The organism is Caballeronia sp. LZ016 (assembly GCF_031450805.1).
In the GTDB taxonomy this organism is placed as follows: Bacteria; Pseudomonadota; Gammaproteobacteria; order Burkholderiales; family Burkholderiaceae; genus Caballeronia.
The window spans coordinates 2,273,297-2,297,159 of the sequence record NZ_JARTVY010000001.1 but is presented as its reverse complement, the minus strand read 5'-3'; the positions used below and the strand labels follow the sequence as shown (position 1 = coordinate 2,297,159).

At 64.2% G+C, this 23,863-nt stretch carries 21 protein-coding genes; 16 read left to right on the top strand and 5 right to left on the bottom strand.

Annotated elements, in window-relative coordinates; genetic code table 11:
* Positions 1-196: 196 nt before the first annotated feature.
* The 10 genes from P9220_RS10900 (at position 197) to P9220_RS10855 (ending at position 12,819) form a co-directional block, all read left to right on the top strand.
* Complete coding sequence (locus tag P9220_RS10900; RefSeq protein WP_309764855.1) at positions 197-478, top strand: hypothetical protein; 282 nt, start codon at positions 197-199, stop codon at positions 476-478.
* Positions 479-634: 156 nt separating this feature from the next.
* Positions 635-1,597: a sugar ABC transporter substrate-binding protein gene (locus tag P9220_RS10895; protein ID WP_309764853.1), complete on the top strand. Its 963-nt coding sequence runs from the start codon at positions 635-637 to the stop codon at positions 1,595-1,597.
* A 154-nt stretch (positions 1,598-1,751) separates the two neighbouring features.
* Positions 1,752-3,365, top strand: a complete 1,614-nt coding sequence (locus P9220_RS10890) for a sugar ABC transporter ATP-binding protein (protein ID WP_309764852.1) — start codon at positions 1,752-1,754, stop codon at positions 3,363-3,365.
* Positions 3,366-4,364: an ABC transporter permease gene (locus P9220_RS10885; RefSeq protein WP_309764851.1), complete on the top strand. Its 999-nt coding sequence runs from the start codon at positions 3,366-3,368 to the stop codon at positions 4,362-4,364.
* Between the two features lie 185 nt (positions 4,365-4,549).
* A complete protein-coding gene (locus P9220_RS10880; RefSeq protein WP_309764850.1) occupies positions 4,550-5,599 on the top strand; it encodes a LacI family DNA-binding transcriptional regulator in 1,050 nt (349 codons plus the stop codon).
* Positions 5,600-5,624: 25 nt separating this feature from the next.
* On the top strand, positions 5,625-6,569 hold the full coding sequence (gene rbsK / locus P9220_RS10875) for a ribokinase (protein WP_309764849.1): 945 nt from the start codon (positions 5,625-5,627) through the stop codon (positions 6,567-6,569).
* 161 nt (positions 6,570-6,730) lie between these two features.
* A complete protein-coding gene (locus tag P9220_RS10870) occupies positions 6,731-7,492 on the top strand; it encodes a hydratase (RefSeq protein ID WP_309764848.1) in 762 nt (253 codons plus the stop codon).
* A 319-nt stretch (positions 7,493-7,811) separates the two neighbouring features.
* Positions 7,812-9,734 (top strand): PrkA family serine protein kinase, encoded by a 1,923-nt coding sequence (locus tag P9220_RS10865; RefSeq protein WP_040048479.1) that lies wholly within the window; start codon positions 7,812-7,814, stop codon positions 9,732-9,734.
* Between the two features lie 170 nt (positions 9,735-9,904).
* Positions 9,905-11,170: a YeaH/YhbH family protein gene (locus tag P9220_RS10860; RefSeq protein ID WP_309764847.1), complete on the top strand. Its 1,266-nt coding sequence runs from the start codon at positions 9,905-9,907 to the stop codon at positions 11,168-11,170.
* Positions 11,167-12,819, top strand: a complete 1,653-nt coding sequence (locus tag P9220_RS10855; protein WP_309764846.1) for a SpoVR family protein — start codon at positions 11,167-11,169, stop codon at positions 12,817-12,819. Before P9220_RS10860 ends, P9220_RS10855 begins: the two co-directional genes overlap by 4 nt.
* A 49-nt stretch (positions 12,820-12,868) precedes the next feature.
* Here P9220_RS10855 and P9220_RS10850 read toward each other — a convergent pair whose 3' ends face one another.
* Positions 12,869-13,963 carry an AI-2E family transporter gene (locus P9220_RS10850; RefSeq protein WP_404980425.1) on the bottom strand — a complete coding sequence of 365 codons (1,095 nt, stop codon included), beginning with the start codon at positions 13,961-13,963 and terminating at the stop codon, positions 12,869-12,871.
* Positions 13,964-14,107: 144 nt separating this feature from the next.
* Between P9220_RS10850 and rarD the strand changes: the two genes are divergently transcribed.
* Complete coding sequence (rarD, locus tag P9220_RS10845; protein ID WP_309764845.1) at positions 14,108-14,983, top strand: EamA family transporter RarD; 876 nt, start codon at positions 14,108-14,110, stop codon at positions 14,981-14,983.
* Between the two features lie 10 nt (positions 14,984-14,993).
* Here the strand turns inward: rarD and P9220_RS10840 are convergent, their stop codons facing one another.
* A complete protein-coding gene (locus P9220_RS10840) occupies positions 14,994-15,989 on the bottom strand; it encodes an aldo/keto reductase (protein ID WP_309764844.1) in 996 nt (331 codons plus the stop codon).
* Positions 15,990-16,084: 95 nt separating this feature from the next.
* Positions 16,085-17,545: a DHA2 family efflux MFS transporter permease subunit gene (locus P9220_RS10835; RefSeq protein WP_309764843.1), complete on the bottom strand. Its 1,461-nt coding sequence runs from the start codon at positions 17,543-17,545 to the stop codon at positions 16,085-16,087.
* Between the two features lie 55 nt (positions 17,546-17,600).
* Here P9220_RS10835 and P9220_RS10830 point away from each other — a divergent pair, with 55 nt between their 5' ends.
* Both P9220_RS10830 and P9220_RS10825 read left to right on the top strand, forming a co-directional pair.
* Entirely contained in the window at positions 17,601-18,461 is an 861-nt protein-coding gene (locus P9220_RS10830; RefSeq protein WP_309764842.1) for a LysR family transcriptional regulator, read from the top strand.
* A gap of 206 nt (positions 18,462-18,667) precedes the next feature.
* Positions 18,668-20,254 carry a tannase/feruloyl esterase family alpha/beta hydrolase gene (locus P9220_RS10825; RefSeq protein ID WP_309765461.1) on the top strand — a complete coding sequence of 529 codons (1,587 nt, stop codon included), beginning with the start codon at positions 18,668-18,670 and terminating at the stop codon, positions 20,252-20,254.
* A 12-nt stretch (positions 20,255-20,266) separates the two neighbouring features.
* Here P9220_RS10825 and P9220_RS10820 read toward each other — a convergent pair whose 3' ends face one another.
* Together P9220_RS10820 and P9220_RS10815 are read right to left on the bottom strand one after the other, a co-directional pair.
* Positions 20,267-20,605, bottom strand: a complete 339-nt coding sequence (locus tag P9220_RS10820) for a DUF2917 domain-containing protein (protein ID WP_309764841.1) — start codon at positions 20,603-20,605, stop codon at positions 20,267-20,269.
* Between the two features lie 252 nt (positions 20,606-20,857).
* Positions 20,858-22,528, bottom strand: a complete 1,671-nt coding sequence (locus P9220_RS10815; protein ID WP_309764840.1) for a hypothetical protein — start codon at positions 22,526-22,528, stop codon at positions 20,858-20,860.
* Between P9220_RS10815 and P9220_RS10810 the strand changes: the two genes are divergently transcribed.
* From P9220_RS10810 to P9220_RS10800, 3 genes are all read left to right on the top strand, one after another.
* Positions 22,488-22,874, top strand: a complete 387-nt coding sequence (locus P9220_RS10810) for a hypothetical protein (RefSeq protein WP_309764839.1) — start codon at positions 22,488-22,490, stop codon at positions 22,872-22,874. The two genes, P9220_RS10815 and P9220_RS10810, sit on opposite strands and share 41 nt — an antisense overlap.
* A 102-nt stretch (positions 22,875-22,976) precedes the next feature.
* Entirely contained in the window at positions 22,977-23,339 is a 363-nt protein-coding gene (locus P9220_RS10805; RefSeq protein WP_309764838.1) for a YciI family protein, read from the top strand.
* A 69-nt stretch (positions 23,340-23,408) separates the two neighbouring features.
* Complete coding sequence (locus P9220_RS10800) at positions 23,409-23,807, top strand: VOC family protein (RefSeq protein WP_309764837.1); 399 nt, start codon at positions 23,409-23,411, stop codon at positions 23,805-23,807.
* Positions 23,808-23,863: the final 56 nt, after the last annotated feature.

Below are 23,863 nucleotides of genomic sequence, written 5' to 3'. Positions count from 1 at the left end.
CGAGTATCGATGACCCGCCCGCGCATTATGGCAAACCGGGTCATTGCAAAGTGTGCGATAAGGTCACATTCGACGCCGCTGCAACGCCACGCTTGCATCGTCCTTTCGCGACGACGAGTGGTCGCGGGTTTCGTAAGGTCGAGTCGCCGGTCGGGCGCATTGCGCGCCGTTCATCCACGATAGAAGGAGCCGCCCCATGTCCACGCCGCTCGCCGATCACTACAAGGGCTTCGACATCCGCGTGCAGGCCATGCGCCGCGCGCACGAACGCGGCGAGCCGGACGACGGTCCGCGCCACTTCGATATCTTCGTGACCATCTCGCGCAGCGCGGCGGGCGAAAGCGGACGCGAGGCCATGTTCGGCGTGCCCGACCAGGAACCGTTCGACAGCCCCGTCGATGCGACGCGCGCCGGCATCGAATATGGACGGAAGATCATCGACAACGAAGTGGAAGGCGAGTCGGTCGAAGGGCTCTGAGCGCCGCGATTGTATCGAGCACTCCGTACACGTTAGCCCCATTTGACCGCACATCCGGCAGCTACGAGAATCGACGGCGGGCAAACGTTGCAATTCGCGGTTCCGTGCCGCTTCGCCCGTCCGACAACACAAACGAAAGCACTGGAGGAGATCCGCATGGAATCAACCGTTCGCCGCCGCGTTTTGTCGGCTGCCGTCGCGCTGGCCGCATGCGCCGCGTTGCCGTTTGCATCGTCGTCCGCGTTCGCGCAGGGCGCCGCGAAGCCGAGAGTCGCGCTCGTGATGAAGTCGCTCGCCAACGAATTCTTCCTGACGATGGAAACCGGCGCGAAGGACTATCAGCAGAAAAACGCGGCGAAGTTCGACCTCATCACCAACGGCATCAAGGACGAAACCGATACCGCCGCGCAGATCCGCATCGTCGAGCAGATGATCGTCTCGAAGGTCGATGCGCTCATCATCGCGCCGGCGGATTCGAAGGCGCTCGTGCCGGTCATCAAGAAGGCGGCGGATGCGGGAATCATCGTCGTCAATATCGACAACCGGCTCGATCAGGACGTGCTGAAGTCGAAGGACCTGAACGTGCCGTTCGTCGGACCGGACAACCGCAAGGGCGCGCGCCAGGTCGGCGACTATCTCGCCAGGCGGCTCAAGAAGGGCGACGAAGTCGGCATCATCGAAGGCGTGTCGACGACGACGAACGCGCAGCAGCGCACCGCCGGCTTCAAGGATGCGATGGACGCGGGCGGCATGAAGGTGGTCGCGCTGCAATCGGGCGACTGGGAAATCGACAAGGGCAACGCGGTCGCCTCGCAGATCCTGAACGCGAATCCGAACGTCAAGGCGCTGCTTTGCGGCAACGACAACATGGCGATCGGCGCGGTGTCGGCGGTGCGCGCCGCGGGCAAGACGGGCAAGGTCCAGGTGGTCGGCTACGACAACATCAACGCCATCAAGCCGATGCTGAAGGACGGCCGTGTGCTCGCGACCGCGGACCAGTATGCGGCGAAGCAGGCGGTGTTCGGCATCGATGTCGCGCTGAAGGCGATCGCGGGCCATCAGAAGCAGTCGCAACTGTCGACCGTGGTGGAAACGCCGGTCGATCTGGTGACGAAGTAATCCGCCGGTCCGCGAGCGCGTGGGCGCGAACGGTGCGTCCTCAAGTTCGCGGCCATCATGCCGTTAAGACACGCACGGGCGCGGACGAGAGACGCGGCTCGAAAGTTTGACGAAGCGAGGATGCTCACCCAGCCTTGACCGACCCTACGCCAACATGAACGATGCGGACCCCTGCGTGCTGACGGTCGCGGGCATCGGCAAGACCTATGTCGAGCCGGTGCTGGCCGACGTTTCGCTCGGGCTCAGGCCCGGCGAGGCGCTTGCGTTGACGGGCGAGAACGGCGCGGGCAAGAGCACGCTGTCGAAGATCATCGGCGGCCTCACCGATCCGACCACGGGCACGATGACGCTGGCGGGCCGCCCGTATGCGCCGCAAAGCCGCACGGATGGGGAAGCGCAGGGCGTGCGGATGGTCATGCAGGAGCTGAACCTGCTGCCGACGCTCTCGGTCGCCGAAAACCTGTTTCTGAACCGGCTGCCGCAGAAGGGCCGCGTGAAGTTCGGCTGGATCGACCGCAAGCGTCTTGCCGGCGACGCGCGTCACGCGATGGCGCAGGTCGGGCTCGATGCGATCGATCCGGACACGCTCGTCGGCGATCTGGGCATCGGCCATCAGCAGATGGTGGAGATCGCGCGCAATCTGATCGGCGACTGCCGCGTGCTGATTCTCGACGAGCCGACCGCGATGCTCACCGCCCGCGAAGTCGATCTGCTGTTCGAACAGATCGCGCGGCTGAAGGCGCGCGGCGTGGCGCTCGTGTACATCTCGCATCGGCTGGAGGAATTGCGGCGCATCGCGGAGCGCGTGGCGGTGCTGCGCGACGGGCGCCTCGTGCACGCCGGTCCGATGGACGCGCTGTCGAGCGAGCAGCTCGTCACGCTGATGGTCGGCCGCGAACTGGGCGAGCGCATCGACCTGGGCGAAAAGCGGCTCGGCGGTATCGCGCTGAGAGTGGAACACCTGACGCGCGGCCAGGCCGTGCGCGACGTTTCATTCGATGTCCGCGCGGGCGAGATTTTTGGCGTGAGCGGGCTGATCGGCGCGGGACGCACCGAGCTCATGCGCCTCGTCTACGGCGCGGATCGCGCGGACGCGGGCACGGTGTCGATTGCGCGCGACGGGCAAACGTTGCAGCCGGTGCAGGTGCAGTCGCCGTCGGATGCGGTGAAGCACGGCATCGCGCTCATCACGGAGGACCGCAAGGGCGAGGGCCTGCTGCTCGGCCTGCCCATCGCCGCGAACGTTTCACTCGGCAACGTGGGCGCGGTGGCGCGGCGTGGTGTGATCGACACGCGCCGCGAGGCGTCGCTCGCGCAACGGCAGATCGACGCGATGCGCGTGCGTACGTCCGGTCCCGCGCAGGCGGTGTCGGAACTGTCGGGCGGCAATCAGCAGAAAGTGGTGATCGGCCGCTGGCTCGCGCGCGAGGGCCGCGAAGCGTGCCGCGTGCTGCTTTTCGACGAACCGACGCGCGGCATCGATGTCGGCGCGAAATTCGACATCTACGGGCTGATGGGCGCGCTCGCCCGGGAAGGCCGGGCGCTCGTCGTCGTATCGAGCGATCTGCGCGAGCTGATGCTGATCTGCGACCGCATCGGCGTGATGTCGGCGGGAAGGATGACGGGCATTTTCGAGCGCGACGGCTGGACGCAGGACGCACTGCTGGCGGCCGCCTTCGCGGGCTATGCGAAGCGCGAGGCGATTCTGCACGAGCCCCTCGCGCCCGATGCGAAGCCGCCGGAACAAGACACTTTCGTGGAGCATTGAATGACGGGCCAGACCGACGCGAAGCTCTCAGCCGATGCACCGAAAACCGCGAAGGGCGCCGGCACGCGCCTCGGATTCTCGAATTACCTCGGGCTGGCGGGCGCGCTCGCCGCGATGATCGCGCTGTTTTCTGTGCTGAGTTCGCACTTTCTGACGTACGACACGTTCAGCACGATCGCGAACCAGATACCGGATCTCGTCGTGATGTCGGTCGGCATGACCTTCGTGCTGATCATCGCGGGGATCGATCTTTCAGTGGGATCGGTGCTGGCGCTGGGCGCGTCGGTGGTGAGCGTCGCCGCGCTCAGGTGGCACTGGCCGGCGTTTCCGGCTGCGCTGATCGGCCTCGCCGCCGCCGCGCTGACGGGCACGGTGACGGGACTCGTCACGGTCGCGTGGCGCATACCGTCGTTCATCGTGTCGCTCGGCGTGCTCGAAGCGGCGCGCGGGCTCGCGTATCAGATGACGAACTCGCGCACCGCGTATATCGGCGATGCGTTCGACTTTCTCTCGAACCCGATCGCGTTCGGCATCTCGCCTGCGTTCCTGATCGCGGTCGCGGTGATGATCGTCGCGCATTGGGTCTTGACTCGGACGATTTTCGGCCGATATCTGGTAGGGATCGGCACGAACGAGGAAGCGGTCAGACTTGCGGGCGTGGATCCGCGGCCCTACAAGGTAATCGTTTTCACGCTGATGGGCGCGCTGTCCGGCCTCGCGGCGTTGTTTCAAAATTCACGCCTCGAAGCCGCCGATCCGAACGCCGGCGCGGGGCTGGAGCTGCAGGTGATCGCGGCGGTGGTGATCGGCGGGACGAGCCTGATGGGCGGGCGCGGCTCGGTCATCAGCACGTTCTTCGGCGTTCTCATCATCTCGGTGCTCGCGGCGGGGCTCGCGCAGATCGGCGCAAACGAGCCGACGAAGCGGATCATCACCGGCGCGGTGATCGTGGTGGCGGTCGTGCTGGACACGTACCGCAGCAGGCGCAAGCGCGCCTGAGGGCAGGTTTCGCAGGACGTCGCGGGCGTAGCGTGGCGACGTAAAACAAGCAGAAAGAGGAACCGGGCGTTTCCGTTTGCACGCGAAGGAAGCAACGGGGAGCGGCAATCGCGTACGGGAGGGTCGTGCGCGCGGAACGCATCCGGTCGATAAGGCAGTTGGACCAGAAAAGCGAAGGACGATGTATGGCGACGATCAAAGACGTGGCAGCCATTGCCGGGGTGTCGTTTACGACGGTGTCCCACGTAGTGAACAATTCGAGGCCGGTGTCCGCCGACGTGCGGGCGAAGGTCGAGCGGGCGATCCGCGAGCTCGACTACGTGCCGTCGGCGGTTGCGCGTTCTCTGAAGGCGCGTTCGACGGCGACCATCGGCCTGCTCGTGCCGAACGCGACGAATCCGTACTTCGCGGAACTGGCGCGCGGCGTCGAGGACGGCTGCGCGAAGAACGGCTACTGCGTGTTCTTCTGCAACTCGGACGACGATCCCGCCAAACAGCGCAACTATCTGCGCGTGCTGCAGGAGAAACGCATCGACGGGCTGGTGATCGCATCGGCGGGCGAGGATGCGGTGCTCGCGCAATGCCTCGCCAACGCCCGCGAGCCGCTTCTGATCGTCGACAGAAACATCGAGGGCATCTCGGCCGATCTCGTGCAGATCGACCATGAGAAGGGCGCGTACTGCGCGACGAGGCATCTGCTGCAGCTCGGCCATTCGGATATCGGCTGCATCACGGGACCGGCGGGAACGGCGGTGAGCGCAATGCGCCTGCACGGTTTCATCCGCGCGATGGCGGAGCGCGGCGTCGAGATCGGCAAGGACGCGATCGTTCAGAGCGACTTCTCGGCGACGGGCGGCTACGCGGCGGCCTCGCAACTTTTCGATTCGATGAAGCCGACCGCGATCTTCGCGTGCAACGACATGATGGGCATCGGCGCGCTGCGGGCGGCGGCGGAACGCGGCATAAACGTGCCGGACGATTGCTCGATCATCGGTTTCGACGATGTCGAACTGTCGCGCTACACCTATCCCGCGCTGTCGACGGTCGGGCAGTCGGTGCGCTCGCTCGGCGAAATGGCCGCGCAGACCCTCATCGAGCGCATCACGGGTAAGCTGGCGGGTCCGACGCGCCGCCGCGTCGTGCCGCCGCGCCTCGTGCGCCGTGAATCGACGACGGTCGCGCCGCAAGCCTGCCGCGCGCCGCGAGGCGGCACTTTCGCGGTGAGCGCGGAATAACCCTTCGATCGACGGACTCAGCACGATGACCGACAAAGCCCAGCCGAACGGCGCCCCGCGTGGCCGCGTAACCGTGGTCGGCAGCCTCAACATGGATCTCGTCGCGCGCGCGCCGCGCCTGCCGTTGCCGGGCGAGACGCTTGCGGGCCACGCATACGCGCAGGCGCCGGGCGGCAAGGGCGGCAATCAGGCCGTCGCGGCGGCGCGCCTCGGTGCGCAAGTCGCGATGATCGGCTGCGTCGGCAACGATACGAACGGCGCGACGCTCAAGGGCCGCCTCGAAGCGGAGGGCATCGACTGCACCGCGCTCGCCACGAGCGAACACGCACCGACAGGCGTCGCGCTCATCATCGTCGATGACGCGAGCCAGAATGCGATCGTGATCGTCGCGGGCAGCAACGCCGAAGTCACGCCGGAGCGCATCGTCGCGCAGGAAGACATGCTGGCGCGGGCGGATGTCATCGTCTGCCAGCTCGAAACGCCGGCGGAAACCGTGCGCGCGGCGCTCGCCGCAGGGCGACGGCTCGGGCGCACGACGATTCTCAATCCCGCGCCCGCCGCGAGCGCGTTGCCCGCCGACTGGTTTGCGCTCATCGACTACCTGATCCCGAACGAACTCGAAGCCGGCACGCTGACGGGCGCTGCCATCGCCACGCCCGATGATGCCCGCCGCGCCGCGCACGCGCTGAAGGGGAAGGGCGCGCGCAACGTCATCGTGACGCTGGGCGCGCAGGGCGTGTATGCGCTGCTCGAAGGCGACGGCGACGGCCGGCATTTGCCGTCACCGAAAGTCGATGCCGTCGACACCACCGCCGCCGGCGATACCTTCATCGGCGGATTCGCGGCCGAGCTCGCACGAGGCAGCGCCGTCGCCGATGCGATTGCGTTCGGTCAACGTGCCGCCGCGCTCGCCGTGACGCGGGAAGGCGCGCAGCCGTCCATTCCGCATCGGAACGAAGTGTCGATATAGATCGCCACCGAGCGCGCGAGGGCTGTCAAACGTCCGTTCACGATTCGTTCAACAGCCGTGCGGCGCGTGGGCTACACGACGCCAGCAAGGGCAAACGCAAATCGATCCGGTAGCCCGTACACTGTTGCACTGTGCGTCATCGTTCACACGAGGATAGCAACATGACCGGATCGACACTCGCCGCGAAGCTCGTTGCCGCGCGGCGTCGGCATCAATTGATCGACGCGCTCGACGAGCGCGATCTTCCCCCCGACGCGCACACCGCCTACGCAATCCAGCACGAAGTCCTGCGTGACACGAAAGCGCGCATCGGCGCGTGGAAGATCGGCGCACGCGCACCCGATGCGCTCGCCACCGGCGCGCCCATCGATGCCGAATGCGTGTACGTATCGCCCGCGCGCCTGCCTTGCAGCGGCTTCTTTCGCGTTCTGGTGGAACTGGAGATCGCGTTTCGCTTCGCCTGTGCGTTACCCCCGAAACCCGATGCCTATACGCGCGCCGAAGTGCTCGGGGCAATCGGCGGCATTGCAGTCGCGCTCGAAGTGGTCGATAGCCGTTTCGCGCAATGGCCCAATCTCGATCCGCTTGCGCAACTCGCGGATGCGCAAAACAACGGCGCGCTCATCACGAGCGGCATGGAGCCTTATGACGTGGTCGCACCCGGCTTCGATTTTCTCGCGCCACGGCTCGAACTCACACTCGATGGCGTGGCAATTGCTCCGGCTACGCTAGGCAATCCCGCGGGCGATCCTCGCGAGTTGCTGCCCTGGCTCGTCAACCATTGTTCCCGCATGGGTTTGACCGTCGAGCCTTTCTGGACCATCACCACCGGTTCCTATACGGGCGCGTATCGCGTGGAAGGACCGTCGATGGTGCATGGCGCGATCGATCGCATCGGCGAGCTCGAACTCGTCCTGACATGATCGATGTCATTTGCGCGCAACAGGAAAAACGCATGAGCGATGCGTTCGCGCCACGCCACCACTTTGGCGGAACGAGGCTGTGCGGATGCAACGAAAGCGCGATGCAGCGAACACGGCGATGCTGACATCGGGACTGAGGATTGTAGGTGAACGAAAATAACTCACCAAGCTAGTGATTGTTCGAAGGAGCTTCGAAGCAAATCATATTAGCTAGTGCGTGAAAAAAAATTCGAAAGGGTTTAGGATGATTTCAAGCGATGTCGTTTCGATAACGCGCGTCGGGACGACCAAGGCTTTCTGACTTCGGCGAGGAGGTAGCATGGATATCTACAGCAGTTTCGCGACCCGCTTCGAAAAAACGCGCGAGGAAGAGTTCTCGCTGGAAGAGTATCTCGCGCTCTGCAAGGAAGATCCTGCCACATACGCAACAGCCGGCGAACGCATGCTGACGGCCATCGGTGAACCCGAAATGGTCGACACGCGTCTCGATCCGCGCCTGTCGCGTGTGTTTGCAAACAAGGTCATCAAGGTGTATCCGGCGTTCCGCGAGTTCTACGGAATGGAAGAGGTGATCGAGAACGTGGTGTCGTATTTCCGGCACGCGGCGCAGGGTCTCGAAGAGAAGAAGCAGATCCTGTATCTGCTGGGTCCGGTGGGCGGCGGCAAGTCGTCGATCGCCGAACGTCTGAAGCAACTCATGGAGCGCGTGCCGTTCTACTCGCTGAAGGGCTCGCCCGTCAACGAATCGCCGCTCGGCCTCTTCGATTACGACGAAGACGGCCCCGTGCTCGAAGAGCAGTACGGCATTCCACGCCGCTATCTCAAGAGCATTCTTTCGCCGTGGGCGGTCAAGCGCCTGCACGAGTACAACGGCGACATCCGCAAGTTCCGCGTGGTGCGCCGCTATCCGTCGATCCTGCGGCAAATCGGTATTGCGAAGACGGAGCCGGGCGACGAGAACAATCAGGACATCTCCTCGCTCGTCGGCAAGGTGGACATCCGCAAGCTCGAAACGTATTCGCAGGACGACGCCGATGCGTACAGCTATTCCGGCGGCCTGTGCCTCGCCAATCAGGGCCTGCTCGAATTCGTTGAAATGTTCAAGGCGCCGATCAAGGTGCTGCATCCGCTCTTGACCGCGACGCAGGAAGGCAACTTCAAGGGCACGGAAGGCTTCGGCGCCATTCCGTTCGACGGCATCATCCTCGCGCACTCGAACGAGTCGGAATGGAAGGCGTTCCGCAATAACAAGAACAACGAGGCACTGCTCGATCGCATCTTCGTGGTGAAGGTGCCGTACTGCCTGCGCTACGGCGAAGAGGTCAAGATCTACGAGAAGCTGCTGCGCAACTCGTCGCTCGCGGATGCGGTCTGCGCGCCGGGCACGCTCAAGATGATGGCGCAGATGGCCGTCCTCACGCGCCTGCACGAGCCCGAGAATTCGAGTCTCTTTTCGAAGATGCAGGTCTATGACGGCGAGAACCTGAAAGACACGGACCCGAAGGCGAAGTCGTATCAGGAGTACCGCGATTTCGCGGGTGTCGATGAAGGCATGACGGGCGTCTCCACGCGCTTTGCATTCAAGATTCTCTCGCGCGTCTTCAACTTCGATTCGACCGAAGTCGCGGCCAATCCCGTGCATCTGATGTACGTGCTCGAACAACAGATCGAACGCGAGCAGTTCCCGCCCGAAACCGAGCAGAAGTATCTGTCCTTCATCAAGGACGTGCTGGCTTCGCGCTATGCGGAATTCATCGGCAAGGAGATTCAGACCGCGTATCTGGAGTCATATTCCGAGTATGGACAAAACATCTTCGATCGCTACGTGACGTATGCGGACTTCTGGATTCAGGATCAGGAGTTCCGCGATCACGACACCGGCGAGAGCTTCGACCGCGCCGCGCTCAATGCGGAGCTGGAGAAGATCGAGAAGCCCGCGGGCATCAGCAACCCGAAGGACTTCCGCAATGAGATCGTGAACTTCGTGTTGCGCGCGCGTGCGGCCAACGGCGGCAAGAACCCGGCGTGGATCAGCTACGAGAAGCTGCGCGTCGTGATCGAGAAGAAGATGTTCTCCAACACGGAAGAACTGCTGCCGGTCATCTCGTTCAACGCGAAGGGATCGGCGGAAGAGCAGAGGAAGCACGAGGACTTCGTCAATCGCATGGTCGCGAAGGGCTATACGCCGAAGCAGGTGCGTCTGTTGTGCGACTGGTATCTGCGGGTGCGCAAGTCGTCGTAAGTGATGGGGCAGGAAAGGTTGTCGTAGCTCAGGCCCGCGCCGCCCGTTTCAGTTGGCTGAACCGGGCGGCAAGGCGGGCACGTTGCGAGTGAGAGACGCTGGCGGGCCGCTCGGTGCGCCAAGGGCTCGGGCAGCGCCTCGCACCTCGCCAATTACGCGGGAGACTGGATGTGCTGCACCAAATCATCGACCGCAGGTTAGCCGGCAAGAACAAGAGCATCGCGAACCGCGAGCGCTTCCTGCGACGCGTCAAGAATTACATTCGCCGCGCGGTTTCCGACGCGGTGCGCGATCGCAGCATCAAGGACATTCAAAGCACGCAGAGCATCACGATTCCGAAAAAGGATATCGCGGAGCCGTCGTTCAGGCATGGGCCGGGCGGCAAGCGGGAATACGTGCATCCGGGCAACGCCGATTACATACGCGGCGACAAGATTCCTCGTCCGCCGGGCGGCGCGGGCGGCGGCGGCAAGAGTGCAAGCAACGAGGGCGAAGGCCAGGACGATTTCGTCTTCGAGTTGTCGCGCGAAGAGTTCATGCAGTACTTCTTCGACGATCTCGAACTGCCGCGCCTCGTCAAGACGCAACTGCTCGCCGTGCCGACGTGGAAGAACGTGCGCGCAGGCTGGGCCGCCGAAGGCACGCCCAACAACATCGATGTCGTGCGATCGCTGCGCTCCGCGCTCGGACGGCGCATCGCGCTCGGCTGGCCGCTCGCGTCGCAATTGCGCGAGATGGAACGCCAGCTCGAGCAGCTCAAGGCCGAGGACGGCGATGCCGAAGAGATCGCGCGGCTCGAAGCAGAGATCGTCGTGTTGCAGGGGCGGATCACGCGCATTCCGTTCATCGATCCGTTCGATCTGCGTTATATCAACCGCGTGAAGCAGCCGACGCCATCGAGCAAGGCCGTGATGTTCTGCCTGATGGACGTATCCGGTTCGATGGACGAGCAGCGCAAGGACCTGTCGAAGCGCTTTTTCATCCTGCTGTACCTGTTCCTGCAGCGCAACTACGAGAAGATCGAAGTCGTCTTCATCCGTCACCACACGCGCGCCGAAGAGGTCGATGAGGACACCTTCTTCCATTCGACCGAAAGCGGCGGCACGGTGGTGTCGAGCGCGCTCGAGCTGATGAAGAAGATCATGGACGAGCGTTATTCGCCGACTGAATGGAACATTTACGGCGCACAGGCTTCCGACGGCGACAACTGGACCGATGATTCCCCGAAGTGCCGCAAGCTGCTGGCGGAAGACATCCTCCCGAAGGTCCGGTATTTTGCCTATATCCAGGTGGCGCCAGAGGAGCAGAATCTCTGGTTGGAGTATGCTCAACTGGCAGCCGGCGCACCCGAACTGGCGATGAAGAAAGTCGACTCGGCCTCGGATATCTATCCGGTGTTCCGCGAACTCTTCGAAAAACAACAGGCGGCCGCATGACGAGCAGGCATTCGAACAACGAAGCGCGTGGTTATCATCTGGACGGCGCGGACGATCGTGCCCCTTCGAAGCTCGGACCGGAAGCGGGGCAACGCAATGCGTCCGAAAAGACGCACAAGGAAGGCAGGATGAACGTTGCAGACAAGCGGCCTCTGCCGTGCCCGTCGGACTGGAGCGTCGAACTGATCGAGGAGTACGACGCCGAGATTTCGCGCGTCGCGAATCGCTACGGGCTCGATGTGTATCCCATTCAGCTCGAGATCATCAGCGCCGAGCAGATGATGGATGCGTATGCGTCCGTCGGCATGCCGGTGAACTATCGGCACTGGTCGTTCGGCAAGCACTTTCTCTCCACCGAGAAAAGCTATCGGCGCGGGCAGATGGGCCTCGCGTACGAGATCGTCATCAATTCGAATCCCTGCATCGCGTATCTGATGGAAGAGAACACGATGACGATGCAGGCGCTCGTCATCGCCCATGCCGCTTACGGGCATAACTCGTTCTTCAAGGGCAACTATCTGTTCAAGCTGTGGACGGATGCGCACGCGATCATCGATTACCTCGTCTATGCGAAGAACTACATCGCGGAGTGCGAGGAGCGTTACGGGCTGGATCGCGTCGAGGAATTGCTCGACTCGTGTCACGCGCTCATGAACTATGGCGTCGACCGGTACAAGCGCCCGCAGAAGCTCTCGCTCGCGAAGGAAGCGGCGATGCGGCGCGAGCGCGAGGCCTATCTGCAATCGCAGGTCAATGAACTGTGGCGCACGCTGCCGAACAAGAAAGCGCCGTCCGCCGAGGAAACGGAAAGCCGCTACCCGCCTGAACCGCAGGAGAACCTGCTCTACTTCGCGGAGAAGAACGCGCCGCTGCTCGAGCCCTGGGAGCGCGAAGTCATTCGCATCGTGCGCAAGGTCGGGCAGTATTTTTATCCGCAGCGTCAGACGCAGGTGATGAACGAAGGCTGGGCGACGTTCTGGCACTACACGCTTCTGAACACGCTCTATAACGAAGGCCGGCTCGAAGACGGCTTCATGATGGAGTTCCTGCATTCGCACAGCAACGTGGTGTATCAGCCGCCGGTCACGAAGCCGTATTACAGCGGCATCAATCCCTATGCGCTTGGCTTTTCGATGATGAGCGACATTCGCCGCATCTGCGAGAGCCCGACGGACGAGGACCGCGAGTGGTTCCCCGAGCTCGCGGGCAGCGACTGGCTTGAATCGCTGCACTACGCGATGCGCAATTTCAAGGATGAGAGCTTCATCGCGCAGTATCTGTCGCCGCATCTCATTCGCGAGATGCGTCTCTTCTCGATCCTCGACGACGACATGCGCGACGCGCTCGAAGTATCCGCCATTCACGATGAAAGCGGCTATCGCTATGTGCGGCAGGCGTTATCGCGGCAGTACGACATTCATCACCGGGAGCCGAACATTCAAGTGTATTCGGTCCACACGCGCGGCGATCGGAGTCTCACGCTGCGTCACTTCATGACCGACAACCGCCATCTGTCGAACGACAGCGACGAGGTGCTCAAGCACATGGCGCGCTTATGGCAGTTCGATGTCTATCTGGAAAGCGTCGATGAAAACGGGACGGTGCGAAAGCGCTTCGAGTGTCGTTACACCGCGCCGCATACGCGCTGACGCGGTTGTTCGCTGCATGAAGAAACGGCTCCTTCGCGGAGCCGTTTTCTCATAGGCTCTTGCCTTCCTCATCCTGCGAGAAGATGTCCCAGCTCGCCATGAAAAGCGCGGCGACGAGCGGCCCGATCACGAAACCGTTGATGCCGAAGAGGGCCATGCCGCCGAGCGTCGAAATGAGCACAACCCAGTCCGGCATCTTCGTGTCCTTGCCGACGAGAATCGGCCGCAACACGTTATCGACGAGCCCGATCACCACGACGCAGAACACGACCAGCACGACGCCGCGCCATATTTCGCCCGTCATGAAGAAATACAGGGCGGCGGGCACCCAGACGAGCGCCGCGCCCACGGCGGGCAACAGCGACAGAAACGCCATCAGCACGCCCCACAGCAACGAGCCGTTGATGCCGAGAATCCAGAAGATCATGCCGCCGAGAAAGCCCTGCACGGCCGCGACCGCGATATTGCCTTTGACCGTCGCGCGCACGACGGTGGTGAACTTCGCGATCAGATGCTGCTTCGGCGCGGGATCGAGCGGAATCGCGCGACGGATGCGCCGGCCGATCTCGCCGCCATCGCGCAGCAGGAAGAACACGAGGTAAAGCATCACGCCGAAGCTCACGACGAACTGGAACGTGTTCTGACCGATGGACAGCGCCTGCGCCGCAGCGAACTGACTGATCTGCGATGCGCCTTCCATCAGCTTGCGCTGAATGCCGGGGATGTCGTCGAGGCCGTATCGCCCGAGCATTTGCTGCGCGGACATGGGCAATGCGTGCAGCACATGCTGGAAGTACAGGCCGAAGTTGAGATCGCCGCTCTTGATGCGCGTATAGACGAGCGCGACTTCCTGCACGAGCGTCACCGCCACCACCGACACCGGAATGATCACGATGAGGATCGCGGCGGCGAGCGTCGTCAGCGCGGCAAGATTGCGGCGCTTACCGAAGCGGACGGTGAGCCAGCGCTGCATCGGCTGAAAGAGCAGGGCGAGTATCGCGCCCCAGAAGATCGCGCCGAAGAACGGCAGCAACACCCAGCCGAGCGCGAGCGAGACGACGAACAGCAGGATGTGAAAAAACCGCGTATGGACGGACTGATTGTTGTTCATTAGGGAAGACGACAGGTAATTTAGCGAGGCCATGCTAGCACGGGCCTTCGAGCACGAATCTCGCCCGGCCTCGCGCAAATGACGGGAATCGCCTGCGCGTCGACTAAAATCCTGCTTCCATTCCTTGCAGATGCCTTCCGGCCGGCTCTGCAGCCTCACTGCTTCACGCATCGAACAATGAATCCAGGCGTCGTCTATGCATTCGCGGCCTTTGCCATCTGGGGCCTCTTTCCGATTTACTTCAAGGCGCTGCACGAGATCGGCGCGGTCGAGATGCTCGCGCACCGCATGGCGTGGTCGATGGCCTTTCTGCTCGTCGTGCTGACGGTGCGCCGTCAGTGGCAATGGCTCGGTCCCGTGCTGCGCGACAGGCGCCTGCTCGCGCGCTTCGCGGCGAGTGCGGTGCTGCTATCGGCGAACTGGGGCATCTATATCTGGGCGGTCAACGACGGGCGCATCGTCGAGGCGAGTCTCGGCTACTTCATCAATCCGCTCGTCAACGTGCTGTTCGGCATGGCGTTCCTGCACGAGCGCCTGAGGCCGATGCAGTGGGTCGCCGTGATCGTCGCGGCGCTCGGCGTCGCGTGGCTGACGTGGGTGAACGGCGCGCCTCCGTGGATCAGCATCGCGCTCGCGCTCACGTTCGGCGGCTACGGTCTCTTGCGCAAGACCGCCACGCTCGGCGCGCTGGAAGGGCTCACGCTCGAAACCATGTTGCTGTGCCCGATCGCGCTGCTGTATCTCTTCGTGCTGAGTTCGCACGGCGGCAGCGGCTTCGCGCATGCGTCCGCCGGCGTCAAACTGCTGCTCGCCGCGGCGGGACCGGTGACCGCCGTGCCGCTGCTGCTGTTCGCCGCCGGCGCGCGCCGCATTCCGCTTTCGATGCTCGGACTCATTCAGTACATCACGCCGTCGCTGCAATTGCTGATCGGCGTGGTGCTGTATCGCGAGGCGTTCGGCCACGATCAGCTGATCGGCTATGGCGCGATCTGGGCCGCGCTCGCGGTGTATTCGCTCGAAGGCATCTATCGGGCGCGGCAGGCGCGAGCATGATGCGCATGCATCAACGCTGCGCGTCGCCCCAGCGGTATTCAACGGTCAGATCGTCGAGCTTCGCCTTGATGCCGGGATCGAGCGGCTGATCGACGGCGCCGAGCGTATCGTCGAGTTGCTCGGGACGGCTCGCCCCGATGATCGCCGATGTCACCGCCGGATTCTCCAGCACCCAGGCAAGGGACGTGTTGGCAAGCGAGCGTCCGGTCGGCGCGACGACTTCCTTCAGCTTCTCGATGGTGCGAAACTCGCGCTCGTGCCAGTAACGTTCCTGATACATCTCGCCCGCCTTGCCGACCGTCGTGGTGAAGCGGCCATCGGAAGGCGCGGCGTCGTGCCGATGCTTGCCCGTCAGCAATCCGCCCGCGAGCGGGTTGTACGGGATCACCGCGAGCCCTTCCTCGTTCGAGAGCGGCAGCAATTCACGCTCGATCTGCCGGAACAGCAGGTTATAGCGCGGCTGAACGGACACGAAGCGAGCGGTGCGCAGCACGTCGGCACGGCCTAGCGCCCGCGCGAGCCGGTACGCCAGAAAGTTCGACACGCCGATATACCGCGCCTTGCCGTGCCGCACGATCACGTCGAGCGCTTCGAGCGTTTCGTCGAGCGGCGTGTCGCGGTCGTCCATGTGCAGCTGATACAGATCGACGTAATCGGTGTTGAGCCGCCTGAGCGAGGCATCGATTGCGTCCAGCAGATGCTTGCGCGACGCGCCCTTGTTCCACGCGAGCGGCCCCATCACGCCGACGGCCTTCGTCGCGAGGATGAAGCGGTCGCGCTTGCCCGCAAGCCAGCGCCCGACGATTTCCTCCGTGCGTCCGGCGATATCTTCCGTGCCGCCGAGCGGATAGACATCGGCGGTGTCGATGAAGTTGACGCCCGCATCGGCCGCGCGGTCCATGATGGCGCGCGAGACGTCTTCGTCCGTTTGCAGGCCGAAGGTCATCGTGCCGAGGGTAAGACGCGATACGGTGAGGCCGGTGCTGCCGAATTTGCGGTATTGCACGGTTGCGCTCCAGGGAAGAGGAAGGGCGAGGCGAACCGGCAGAATAGCGCCGATGCCGCGCGCCTGCCGAAGCCCGGCGATCAGCGCACCGCCGGTCAGCGCACCGCCGAAGCCTGCGCAGCGGTGTGCGGCTGTGCATCCAGCCGGCGGAACACCGCACCCGACAATAGCGTGACCACGCCCATGCAGAGGAAGCTCAGCCTGAAGCCCGCCGACGCCGAACCGAAATGCCCCTCGAACACCTGCACGAGCGATCCGCCGATAGACACGCCGAGGCCGATGGCGAGCATCTGCACCATCGAGAAGAGGCTGTTGCCGCTGCCCGCGTCCTCGCGCGACAAGCCTTTGAGCGTGACGCTGTTCATCGCGGCGAACTGCATCGAGTTGCACGCGCCGAAGAGCACGAGGATCGCGATTTCGACGGCGAGCGGCAGCGACGGTGAAAACGCCGCGAACGCGACGATGGACGCGCCGACGAGCGCCGTGTTCACCAGCAGGAAGTTGTCGTAGCCGTAACGTCCGACGAGCCGCGCGATCCAGCGCTTCGACACCGTGCCGGCGACCGCGATGGGCAGCATCATCATGCCGGAGTGCAGCGGGCTATAGCCGAGTTCGAGCTGCATCATGAGCGGCAGCAGGAACGGCACGGCGCTCGACCCGATGCGGCACAGCAGATTGCCGACGAGCCCCACGCTGAAGTTCGGCTCACGAAAGAGCGCGAGCTTGAAGAGGGGATGGGCCCGACGCCGCGCATACGGGATATAGGCGAACGCGGACGCCACGGCGATGGCGAAAAGCGCAGCCGACACCGCGCCGCGATGCGTCTTCACCGGGCAATCCAGCGCGAGCGAAAACGACACCATGCACAGCGACAGCAACCCGCAGCCGATGAAATCGAAGGGCGGGGCATCGTGCAGCGTGTCGGCGGGCAAGAAGCGCTGCACCGCATACAGCCCGACCGCGCCGATCGGCACGTTGATCAGGAAGATCCAGTGCCATGTGAACGACTCGACGAACCAGCCGCCGAGCGTCGGGCCGAGAATGGGACCGACCTGGCCGGCGACGGAAATCATCGCGAGCGCGGAGACGTAGGCTTCGCCGCTGACGGCGCGCAGGATCGCGAGGCGGCCGATCGGCAGCAGCATCGATCCGCCGATGCCTTGCAGCACGCGGGCGATCACCAGTTGATCGAGCGAACGCGCCATCGCGCAGGTCAGCGATCCGATGACGAACAGGCTGATCGACACGAAATAGACGCGCCGCGTGCCGAAACGGTCCGCGAGCCAGCCGGAGCCGGGCGTGAAGAGCGCCATGGTGAGCGTGTAGGCGACGACGATGGCCTGCATCGCGAGAGGCGCGGCATGCAGGTCGCGCGCGATGGATGGCAGCGCCGTATTGACGATCGTCGTGTCGAGCGCCTGCATGAAAAAGCCCACGGCGACGATCCAAAGTAGCGCCGTGTGCGAAGACTGTCTGGTCATGGGAATCGAGTGATGAGCGCGTCGCCGATATGAGTGTCGGCAACATCGTGAAATTTTAATGACGGGTCGCGCCATCGGGAACCCCGCTAACCGCATTGACTGCAATCGGCTGCGCCGATAACAATGCATCATGCTGAATCCGATCTGGCTGAACACCTTCGCGACGGTGGCCGCGTCGCACAGCTTCACGGACGCAGGCCGGCAGCTCGGCTTGCGGCAGTCCAGCGTGTCCGAGCACATCCGGCGTCTGGAAGAAAGCGTCGGCCGGCGGCTGCTCGTGCGCGACACGCATTCCCTCGCGCTCACCGCCGACGGCGAAGCGATGCTCGTCCACGCCCGCGTAATCCTCGAAGCGATGGCGCACGCCGAATCGCAATTCAGCTCGCGCAAGCTGCGAGGGCGCGTGCGCCTCGGCTCCTCCGACGACCTCGCGCTCGGGCCGCTGCCGAGCGTGCTCGCCGCGTTCCGCGACACGCATCCGGACGTGGAGCTGGAAATCACCATCGGTATGACGGGACGGCTTTACCAACTGGTCGATTCGGGCGAACTCGACCTCGCGGTCGGCAAGCGAAGACTCGGCGATGCGCGTGGCACGCGGCTTTTCAGCGGGCGTCTGGAATGGCTCGCGAAACCGGGCGCCGTCGTCGATACGAGCCTGCCGCTGCCGCTGATCCTCGTCGCGGAGCCGAGCGTCACGCGCGCCGTCGTGCTCGATGCGCTCGCGATGGCCGGCGCGCGCTGGCAGATGGTGTGCACGAGCAGCAGCCACGCGGGCTGTATCGCTGCGGCGCGCGGCGGCCTCGGGCTGACGGTGCGCTCGCACTTTCTGGCGGGGCGGGGGCTTGCGCCGCCGTTAAATCGCGCTGACTTGCCGGAGTTGCCCGAAGTGGAGTTCATCGCGTTCGGGGCGAAGCATCTGAGCCGGCCCGCGGAAACGCTGCTTCAACTCCTGCAGGACAGCGATCTTCGCGGCGAGTGGGACGGCGAGTGAGGCATGGCTCCTGCTTCGGCCCGGTTGTGCCGCTGCAACGCCGGACGGCGGCCCCGAATGGCTATCGCCGATCGCTTCTTATATATTGAGCGGCCATCGAAGTATCTTCCCAACCCGTGCTTCCCATACGCCGCTTCTTTTCGTCCGATGCCTCGCGCCGGTTGTCACGGGCGTGCCGTGCGCTTTCCGTGGCCATTGCCGCGACGATGCCGCTCGCGAGCGCCCACGCCGCCGCGTACGTCACGAAGCATTGCGACGACCTCGCCGGCAAAACGGTGCCCGCGTCGATCATCGGCTTGCCGACGCGCGGCGCGCTGATCGCGACGGCATCGGTCGTGAAGGCGGCTGCGCCGGGCAACCGCAACGGCGAGTATTGCCGCATCACGGGCGTCATCCGGGCGCTGCAGGACACCACGCCCGACATCCGTTTCGAAGTGAATCTACCGAGCCGCTGGAACGGCCGCGCGCTGCAGATGGGCGGCGGCGGCTACAACGGCGTGCTCGTCTCGGGCACGCAGCCGATGCCCTTCGCGCCCGACTCGACGCCGCTCGCGCGCGGTTACGCGACCTTCGGCTCCGATTCGGGACACGTCGGCAATTCGGGGCGGGCGGACTTCGCGGTCAACGACGAGGCCATCGTCAATTTCGGCTTTGCGCATCTCAAGAAAACGCGCGACGTGGCGCTCGCGCTGATCCAGATGGGCTACGGGCGCGCGCCGGACAAGACCTATTTCGCGGGCGGATCGACGGGCGGGCGCGAAGGCTTCACCGTGATCGAGCGCTTTCCGAACGACTACGACGGCGTGATCGCCAACGCGCCCGCGATCAATTTCTCCGGCGTGCGGCTGCTCGGCGTGAAGCTCGGCCAGGCGTCGTATGCGAAACCGGGCGGTTTCGTCGGGATCGCGCAGCAGCGGCGCGTGTTCGAAACCGTCGTGCACGAATGCGACCGGCTCGACGGCCTCGCGGATGGCATCGTCGGTAACGTGGAGGCGTGCCGCAAGCTCGAGCCGCAGATCGTCGCGTCGCTGCGTTGCGCGAACGGGCAGCGTCCGTCGCTGCGCGACAGTTGCCTGTCCGACGCGCAACTCGACACGCTGCAATTGCTGCGCGACGGCCTCTCGATGCCTTACGCGCTTGCCTACGGTGCCGATCAGTATCCGGGCTACAACGTGTTCCAGGGCGTCGATCTGTCGGGCGCGCTCGGCCTCGGCGATTCGCCGACGCTCGTTGCGCCGCCGACCTTCGCGGCCAACGGCTATCTCTTCGCGCAGGGCGACGCGTACATCCGCCACTTCGTCACGCGCGATCCGGGCTTCAGCGCGCTGTCGTTCGATATCGACAATCCTGCGAACTGGCGGCAGCGGCTCGTCACGCTGTCGTACACCGTCGGTGCGATGAACCCGGACTTCTCCGCGTTCATCGCGCACGGCGGCAAGCTCGTCGCGATGCACGGCCTCGCCGACGAAGTCATCAGCCCGAACCAGACGATCGCGTTCTATCGCGGGCTCGTCGAGCGTTACGGCCAGGACACCGTCGATTCGTTCATGCGGCTCTACATGGTGCCGGGCTTTCAGCACGGCAACGGCGTGTTCGTTCCCGCATGGGACGAACTCGGCGCGCTCGACGACTGGGTGACGAACGGCGTGGCGCCGGAAACGCTCGTCGGCAGCGACATCGCGCCCGCCACCAACGGACGCACGCGGCCCATTTGCCGCTATCCCGGCTATCCGCGCTATGTCGGCCGGGGCAGCGTCAATCTCGCGGCGAGCTTTCGGTGCGTCGCGCCTTGAGGGGCCACGGCTTCAAACAACGTCCGCGGCGCGCGGCATGAAGCGCTCGACGATGCGCGTCCACGCCGGACGCTTGTCGTTCGCACGATACGACGTCAGGGAGACTTCGATCGCGTGATCGCAGTCCGACGACAGCCAGATGCGTTCGCCGCGCACGAGACGCAGGACATCGCCCGGCTGCATCCAGTAGTCGTAGGGATCGCGGTGACGCGTGAGCCACACCGACGCGCTCCCGATGCGCAACTCCGCATCGCACGGAAGACGCCATGACACGGTCCGACGCGCGGCCACCTCGACATACACGACGACGCGCGTCCCGCGCCTTTCCAGCAGTTTCGACAGCTCTCCCATCTTGCTCTCCATGATGTGAGCCGAAGACGGGACGCGATGCACGCATAAAGCAAAAGGCCCCGTCTTTCGGCGGGGCCTTCGGAATCGACTTGCCAGCTTTTGCTTTCTCTCGCTAGCGCACACGCTCTCCCGATGACCCGCCGACCATGGCGTTCATTGGGTTTTTAATCGCGGCGAGGGCGAGGCGAAGGCTTGCGTGCATGGAGTGCAGTATCGAGGCGAACGCGCGGCGCTGTCAATATCGAGATGACGTTACAGCGCGGTATAGCCTTGTGGCTTCGTCGCGTTCTTCTTCGCGATATCCGCGTTCACCGATACGACGTATTGCGGTGATTCGGTCAGCGTCAGCGTGACGACGCCGTTCGTGTACGGCGCGCTCGTCACGTTGCCCATCGCGTCGATCAGTTGCACGGCGCCGCTCGTGCCGGCTGCGTCCACGTTGAGCTTGTACGCGGTGCTGTAGGTTGCGCTGAACGTTCCGTTCGATGCCGGCCACACCGCGTTGTTGTGCGTCCACAGCGCGGTGACGACTTTGCCGTTACCGCGCTGCTGGAAGGCGTACGCATACACACCCGGCGGCAGGTTGTTCACCGGGCCGAGCGTCACGGTGCCGTCGAGCACGCGCGTCATCGCGGCGACGGCCATCGCGGCCGGCTTCGGGCTGATGTTCGTGGTGCCGAATGCGGCCTGCGGATGATCGAGATCGAAGAACGTGCCGTAACCCGGTTCGCCGGGGAAGTCCGGCCCGAAGAAGACGTAGGTCTGGTCCGCGCCTTCGCCGAGCAGGATGATGTGCGTGCGCGCGACGACGGCGCCCTGCGCGAACAGCACGTTCGGCGTCGGATAGTTGGGGCCGTAGCTCGAGCCGATGTCGTAGCTGATGCCCGTTTCGGTCACGAACAGCTTCATGTTCGGCTTGTAGTCTTTCGCCATCTCCGCGCGCAGATTGCGCATTTCGTTGAGCAGCGAGTTCGCGGCATCGGCGGCATTGGCATCGGTGTGATGCCGCTCCGGCGGATGCGACGGCGACGTGCCGGCATCGTAATAACCGTGCGTGGCGACGCCGTCGAGATACTGCGCGAGCCCGAGCGGCGCAAGGCGCTTCAGGCGCTCCGTCGTCAGCGACGGGAACGGCTCGGCCGGGCCCATCACGACGGCATGCGGATCTTTCGCGTGCAGGCCCTGATACGCGGCCTTGTACAGCGCGACGAAGTTGGCATCCGTGTCCTTCCACAGGATGTACGGCTCCCACGTCACCTGGTAATAGTTCGCGGACATCGTCGGGTAATACCGTGCGCGGATCGCTTCCGTTTCCTGGCCGACGCGCGCCATGTAGTTCGCGAAGTACGACAGGTCGCTCGGAACGTAGCCGTAGTCCGGGCTCTGGCCGTGCGCGCTCGCCCAGCCAGGGATGCCGTCGAGGCGCACGAGGCGCATCACGTTGCCGGACGTGTAGAACGGATCGAGATTGTTCGCCGCCGGATCGAAGGTGTTGCGGCCGTTCGGCTCCATCACGGACATCTGACGATCGTCGATGGTCGACGAGATGCCGAGCGCGCCGAGCATCGCCGCGTTGCCGTTGAAGCCCTGCATGCCGAAGCGATGCTGTTCCTGCTTCGCATACGTCACCGGCGGAATGACGCCCGCGAGATTCGGCATCACGCCGAAGGTCGCGATGCCGTTGGGCCGCGTGCCCGCCGTCTGCACCTGCCCGCCATGATTAGCGAGCGTCGCGGACACGGCGAAGTAGCCCGCGAGCGTCGACGAGCAGGTGAGGGTGGTCTTCGTTGCAGCGGCCGGCGCGGCGAAGCTGCCGCTTGCGACCGTCTTGCCGAGCGCATCGGCGATGTTCCACTTGAGCGTATCGGCGGAGCCGGGGCGCGTGGTGATCGCCACCTGGAACTTCGCGCCCGCGGGATACATGCGCGAGCCGTCAGTGCTTGGCGTATCAACGGCGATCTGTCCCGAACCGCCCGACCCGGTCGACGTCAGCGTGGACGCGCACGTCAAGGCAGGCTTCGCGGCCGCGTTGGCGACCGAAGCGGGCATCGCGGCATCGTCGGTTCCGCCGCCACAGGCAGCAAGCGCAAGGACGAGGGGAGACAGCAAAGTCGCGTTCTTGTTGTTCATTGGCAGTAGTGAGGTCGGTCGACGCCGCGCACGCGGCTCGGTCGTTTTTGCCTGCCGCGAGTCAGCGATCAGACGAATGGCCGCAGATACTACCTTCGACAAACGCGAACTGCACGCAATCGCTCGTAACGCGATGTAACGTCTGATAATTCGCCTTTATTGTCGTACGAATCTTTCCCGATTGCCGACCGCCGCGCGACGGTTTAAGTTGGCGGCACGCATCCGCTCTGAGGAGACCGCCGTGGCTTTTCTGTTACTCATCGTCGAACCTGTCGAACAGCGTGCGCAGCGGACGCCGGAAGAGGGCCGCGAGGCGTATCGGCAGATGGTCGAATTCGCCGATGAACTGAAGGCGCGCGGCGTGTTGCGCGCGTGCGAATCGCTGACATCGCTCAAGGATGCGTCGCGGGTATCGCATCGATCGCGCGCCGATGGCAGCGCCAGAATCATCGACGGACCGTTCGCGGAAGCGAAGGAAATGATCGGCGGCTTCTTTCTGCTCGATTGCGAGACGCACGCCGAGGCTGTCGCGATTGCCGCCGAATGTCCCGCTGCCGCGTGGTGCACGGTCGAAGTGCGCAAGGTCGGGCCGTGTTATTTGTGATTGCCTGTCGATTGGTGCGGGCATCGATCGTCGTCATCAGAGAAAACTCAAGGACCAGGGACACGCAACATGCACAAGCAAATCTTCGTGAATCTGCCGGTACGCGACCTCAAGCGATCGATGACCTTTTTCAAGGCGCTCGGCCTCGGCTTCGATCCTGCATTCACGAACGAGGATGCCGCCTGCCTCGTCATCGGCGAGAACCTGTATGCGATGCTGCTCACCGAACCGTTCTTCCAGACCTTTACGGACAAGACGCTGATCGATGCGCGCACGCACGTCGAAACGCTCGTCTGCCTGTCGTGCGAGAGCAGGGCGGAAGTGGACGAAGTCGTCGCCAAAGCTGTCGGCGCGGGCGGTCGAGCGCCGCGTCCGCCGCAGGACCACGGCTTCATGTACGGACACGGTTTCGAGGACCTCGACGGACACATCTGGGAACTGGTGCACATGGCGCCGGAAGCGGCGTGAGCGACGCGCCGGGCGAACGGGAAGCCTCGACGCGGCGCGTGATCGACGCGGTGTGG

Excerpts from the sequence above, each read along its gene's own strand:
- P9220_RS10900 (WP_309764855.1), top strand. The coding sequence starts at position 197 with ATGTCCACGCCGCTCGCCGATCACTACAAGGGCTTCGACATCCGCGTG.
- P9220_RS10895 (WP_309764853.1), top strand. The coding sequence starts at position 635 with ATGGAATCAACCGTTCGCCGCCGCGTTTTGTCGGCTGCCGTCGCGCTG.
- P9220_RS10890 (WP_309764852.1), top strand. The coding sequence starts at position 1,752 with ATGAACGATGCGGACCCCTGCGTGCTGACGGTCGCGGGCATCGGCAAG.
- P9220_RS10885 (WP_309764851.1), top strand. The coding sequence starts at position 3,366 with ATGACGGGCCAGACCGACGCGAAGCTCTCAGCCGATGCACCGAAAACC.
- P9220_RS10880 (WP_309764850.1), top strand. The coding sequence starts at position 4,550 with ATGGCGACGATCAAAGACGTGGCAGCCATTGCCGGGGTGTCGTTTACG.
- rbsK (WP_309764849.1), top strand. The coding sequence starts at position 5,625 with ATGACCGACAAAGCCCAGCCGAACGGCGCCCCGCGTGGCCGCGTAACC.
- P9220_RS10870 (WP_309764848.1), top strand. The coding sequence starts at position 6,731 with ATGACCGGATCGACACTCGCCGCGAAGCTCGTTGCCGCGCGGCGTCGG.
- P9220_RS10865 (WP_040048479.1), top strand. The coding sequence starts at position 7,812 with ATGGATATCTACAGCAGTTTCGCGACCCGCTTCGAAAAAACGCGCGAG.
- P9220_RS10855 (WP_309764846.1), top strand. The coding sequence starts at position 11,167 with ATGACGAGCAGGCATTCGAACAACGAAGCGCGTGGTTATCATCTGGAC.
- P9220_RS10850 (WP_404980425.1), bottom strand. The coding sequence starts at position 13,963 with ATGGCCTCGCTAAATTACCTGTCGTCTTCCCTAATGAACAACAATCAG.
- rarD (WP_309764845.1), top strand. The coding sequence starts at position 14,108 with ATGAATCCAGGCGTCGTCTATGCATTCGCGGCCTTTGCCATCTGGGGC.
- P9220_RS10835 (WP_309764843.1), bottom strand. The coding sequence starts at position 17,545 with ATGGCGCGACCCGTCATTAAAATTTCACGATGTTGCCGACACTCATAT.
- P9220_RS10830 (WP_309764842.1), top strand. The coding sequence starts at position 17,601 with ATGCTGAATCCGATCTGGCTGAACACCTTCGCGACGGTGGCCGCGTCG.
- P9220_RS10825 (WP_309765461.1), top strand. The coding sequence starts at position 18,668 with ATGCCGCTCGCGAGCGCCCACGCCGCCGCGTACGTCACGAAGCATTGC.
- P9220_RS10820 (WP_309764841.1), bottom strand. The coding sequence starts at position 20,605 with ATGGGAGAGCTGTCGAAACTGCTGGAAAGGCGCGGGACGCGCGTCGTC.
- P9220_RS10815 (WP_309764840.1), bottom strand. The coding sequence starts at position 22,528 with ATGTATCCCGCGGGCGCGAAGTTCCAGGTGGCGATCACCACGCGCCCC.
- P9220_RS10800 (WP_309764837.1), top strand. The coding sequence starts at position 23,409 with ATGCACAAGCAAATCTTCGTGAATCTGCCGGTACGCGACCTCAAGCGA.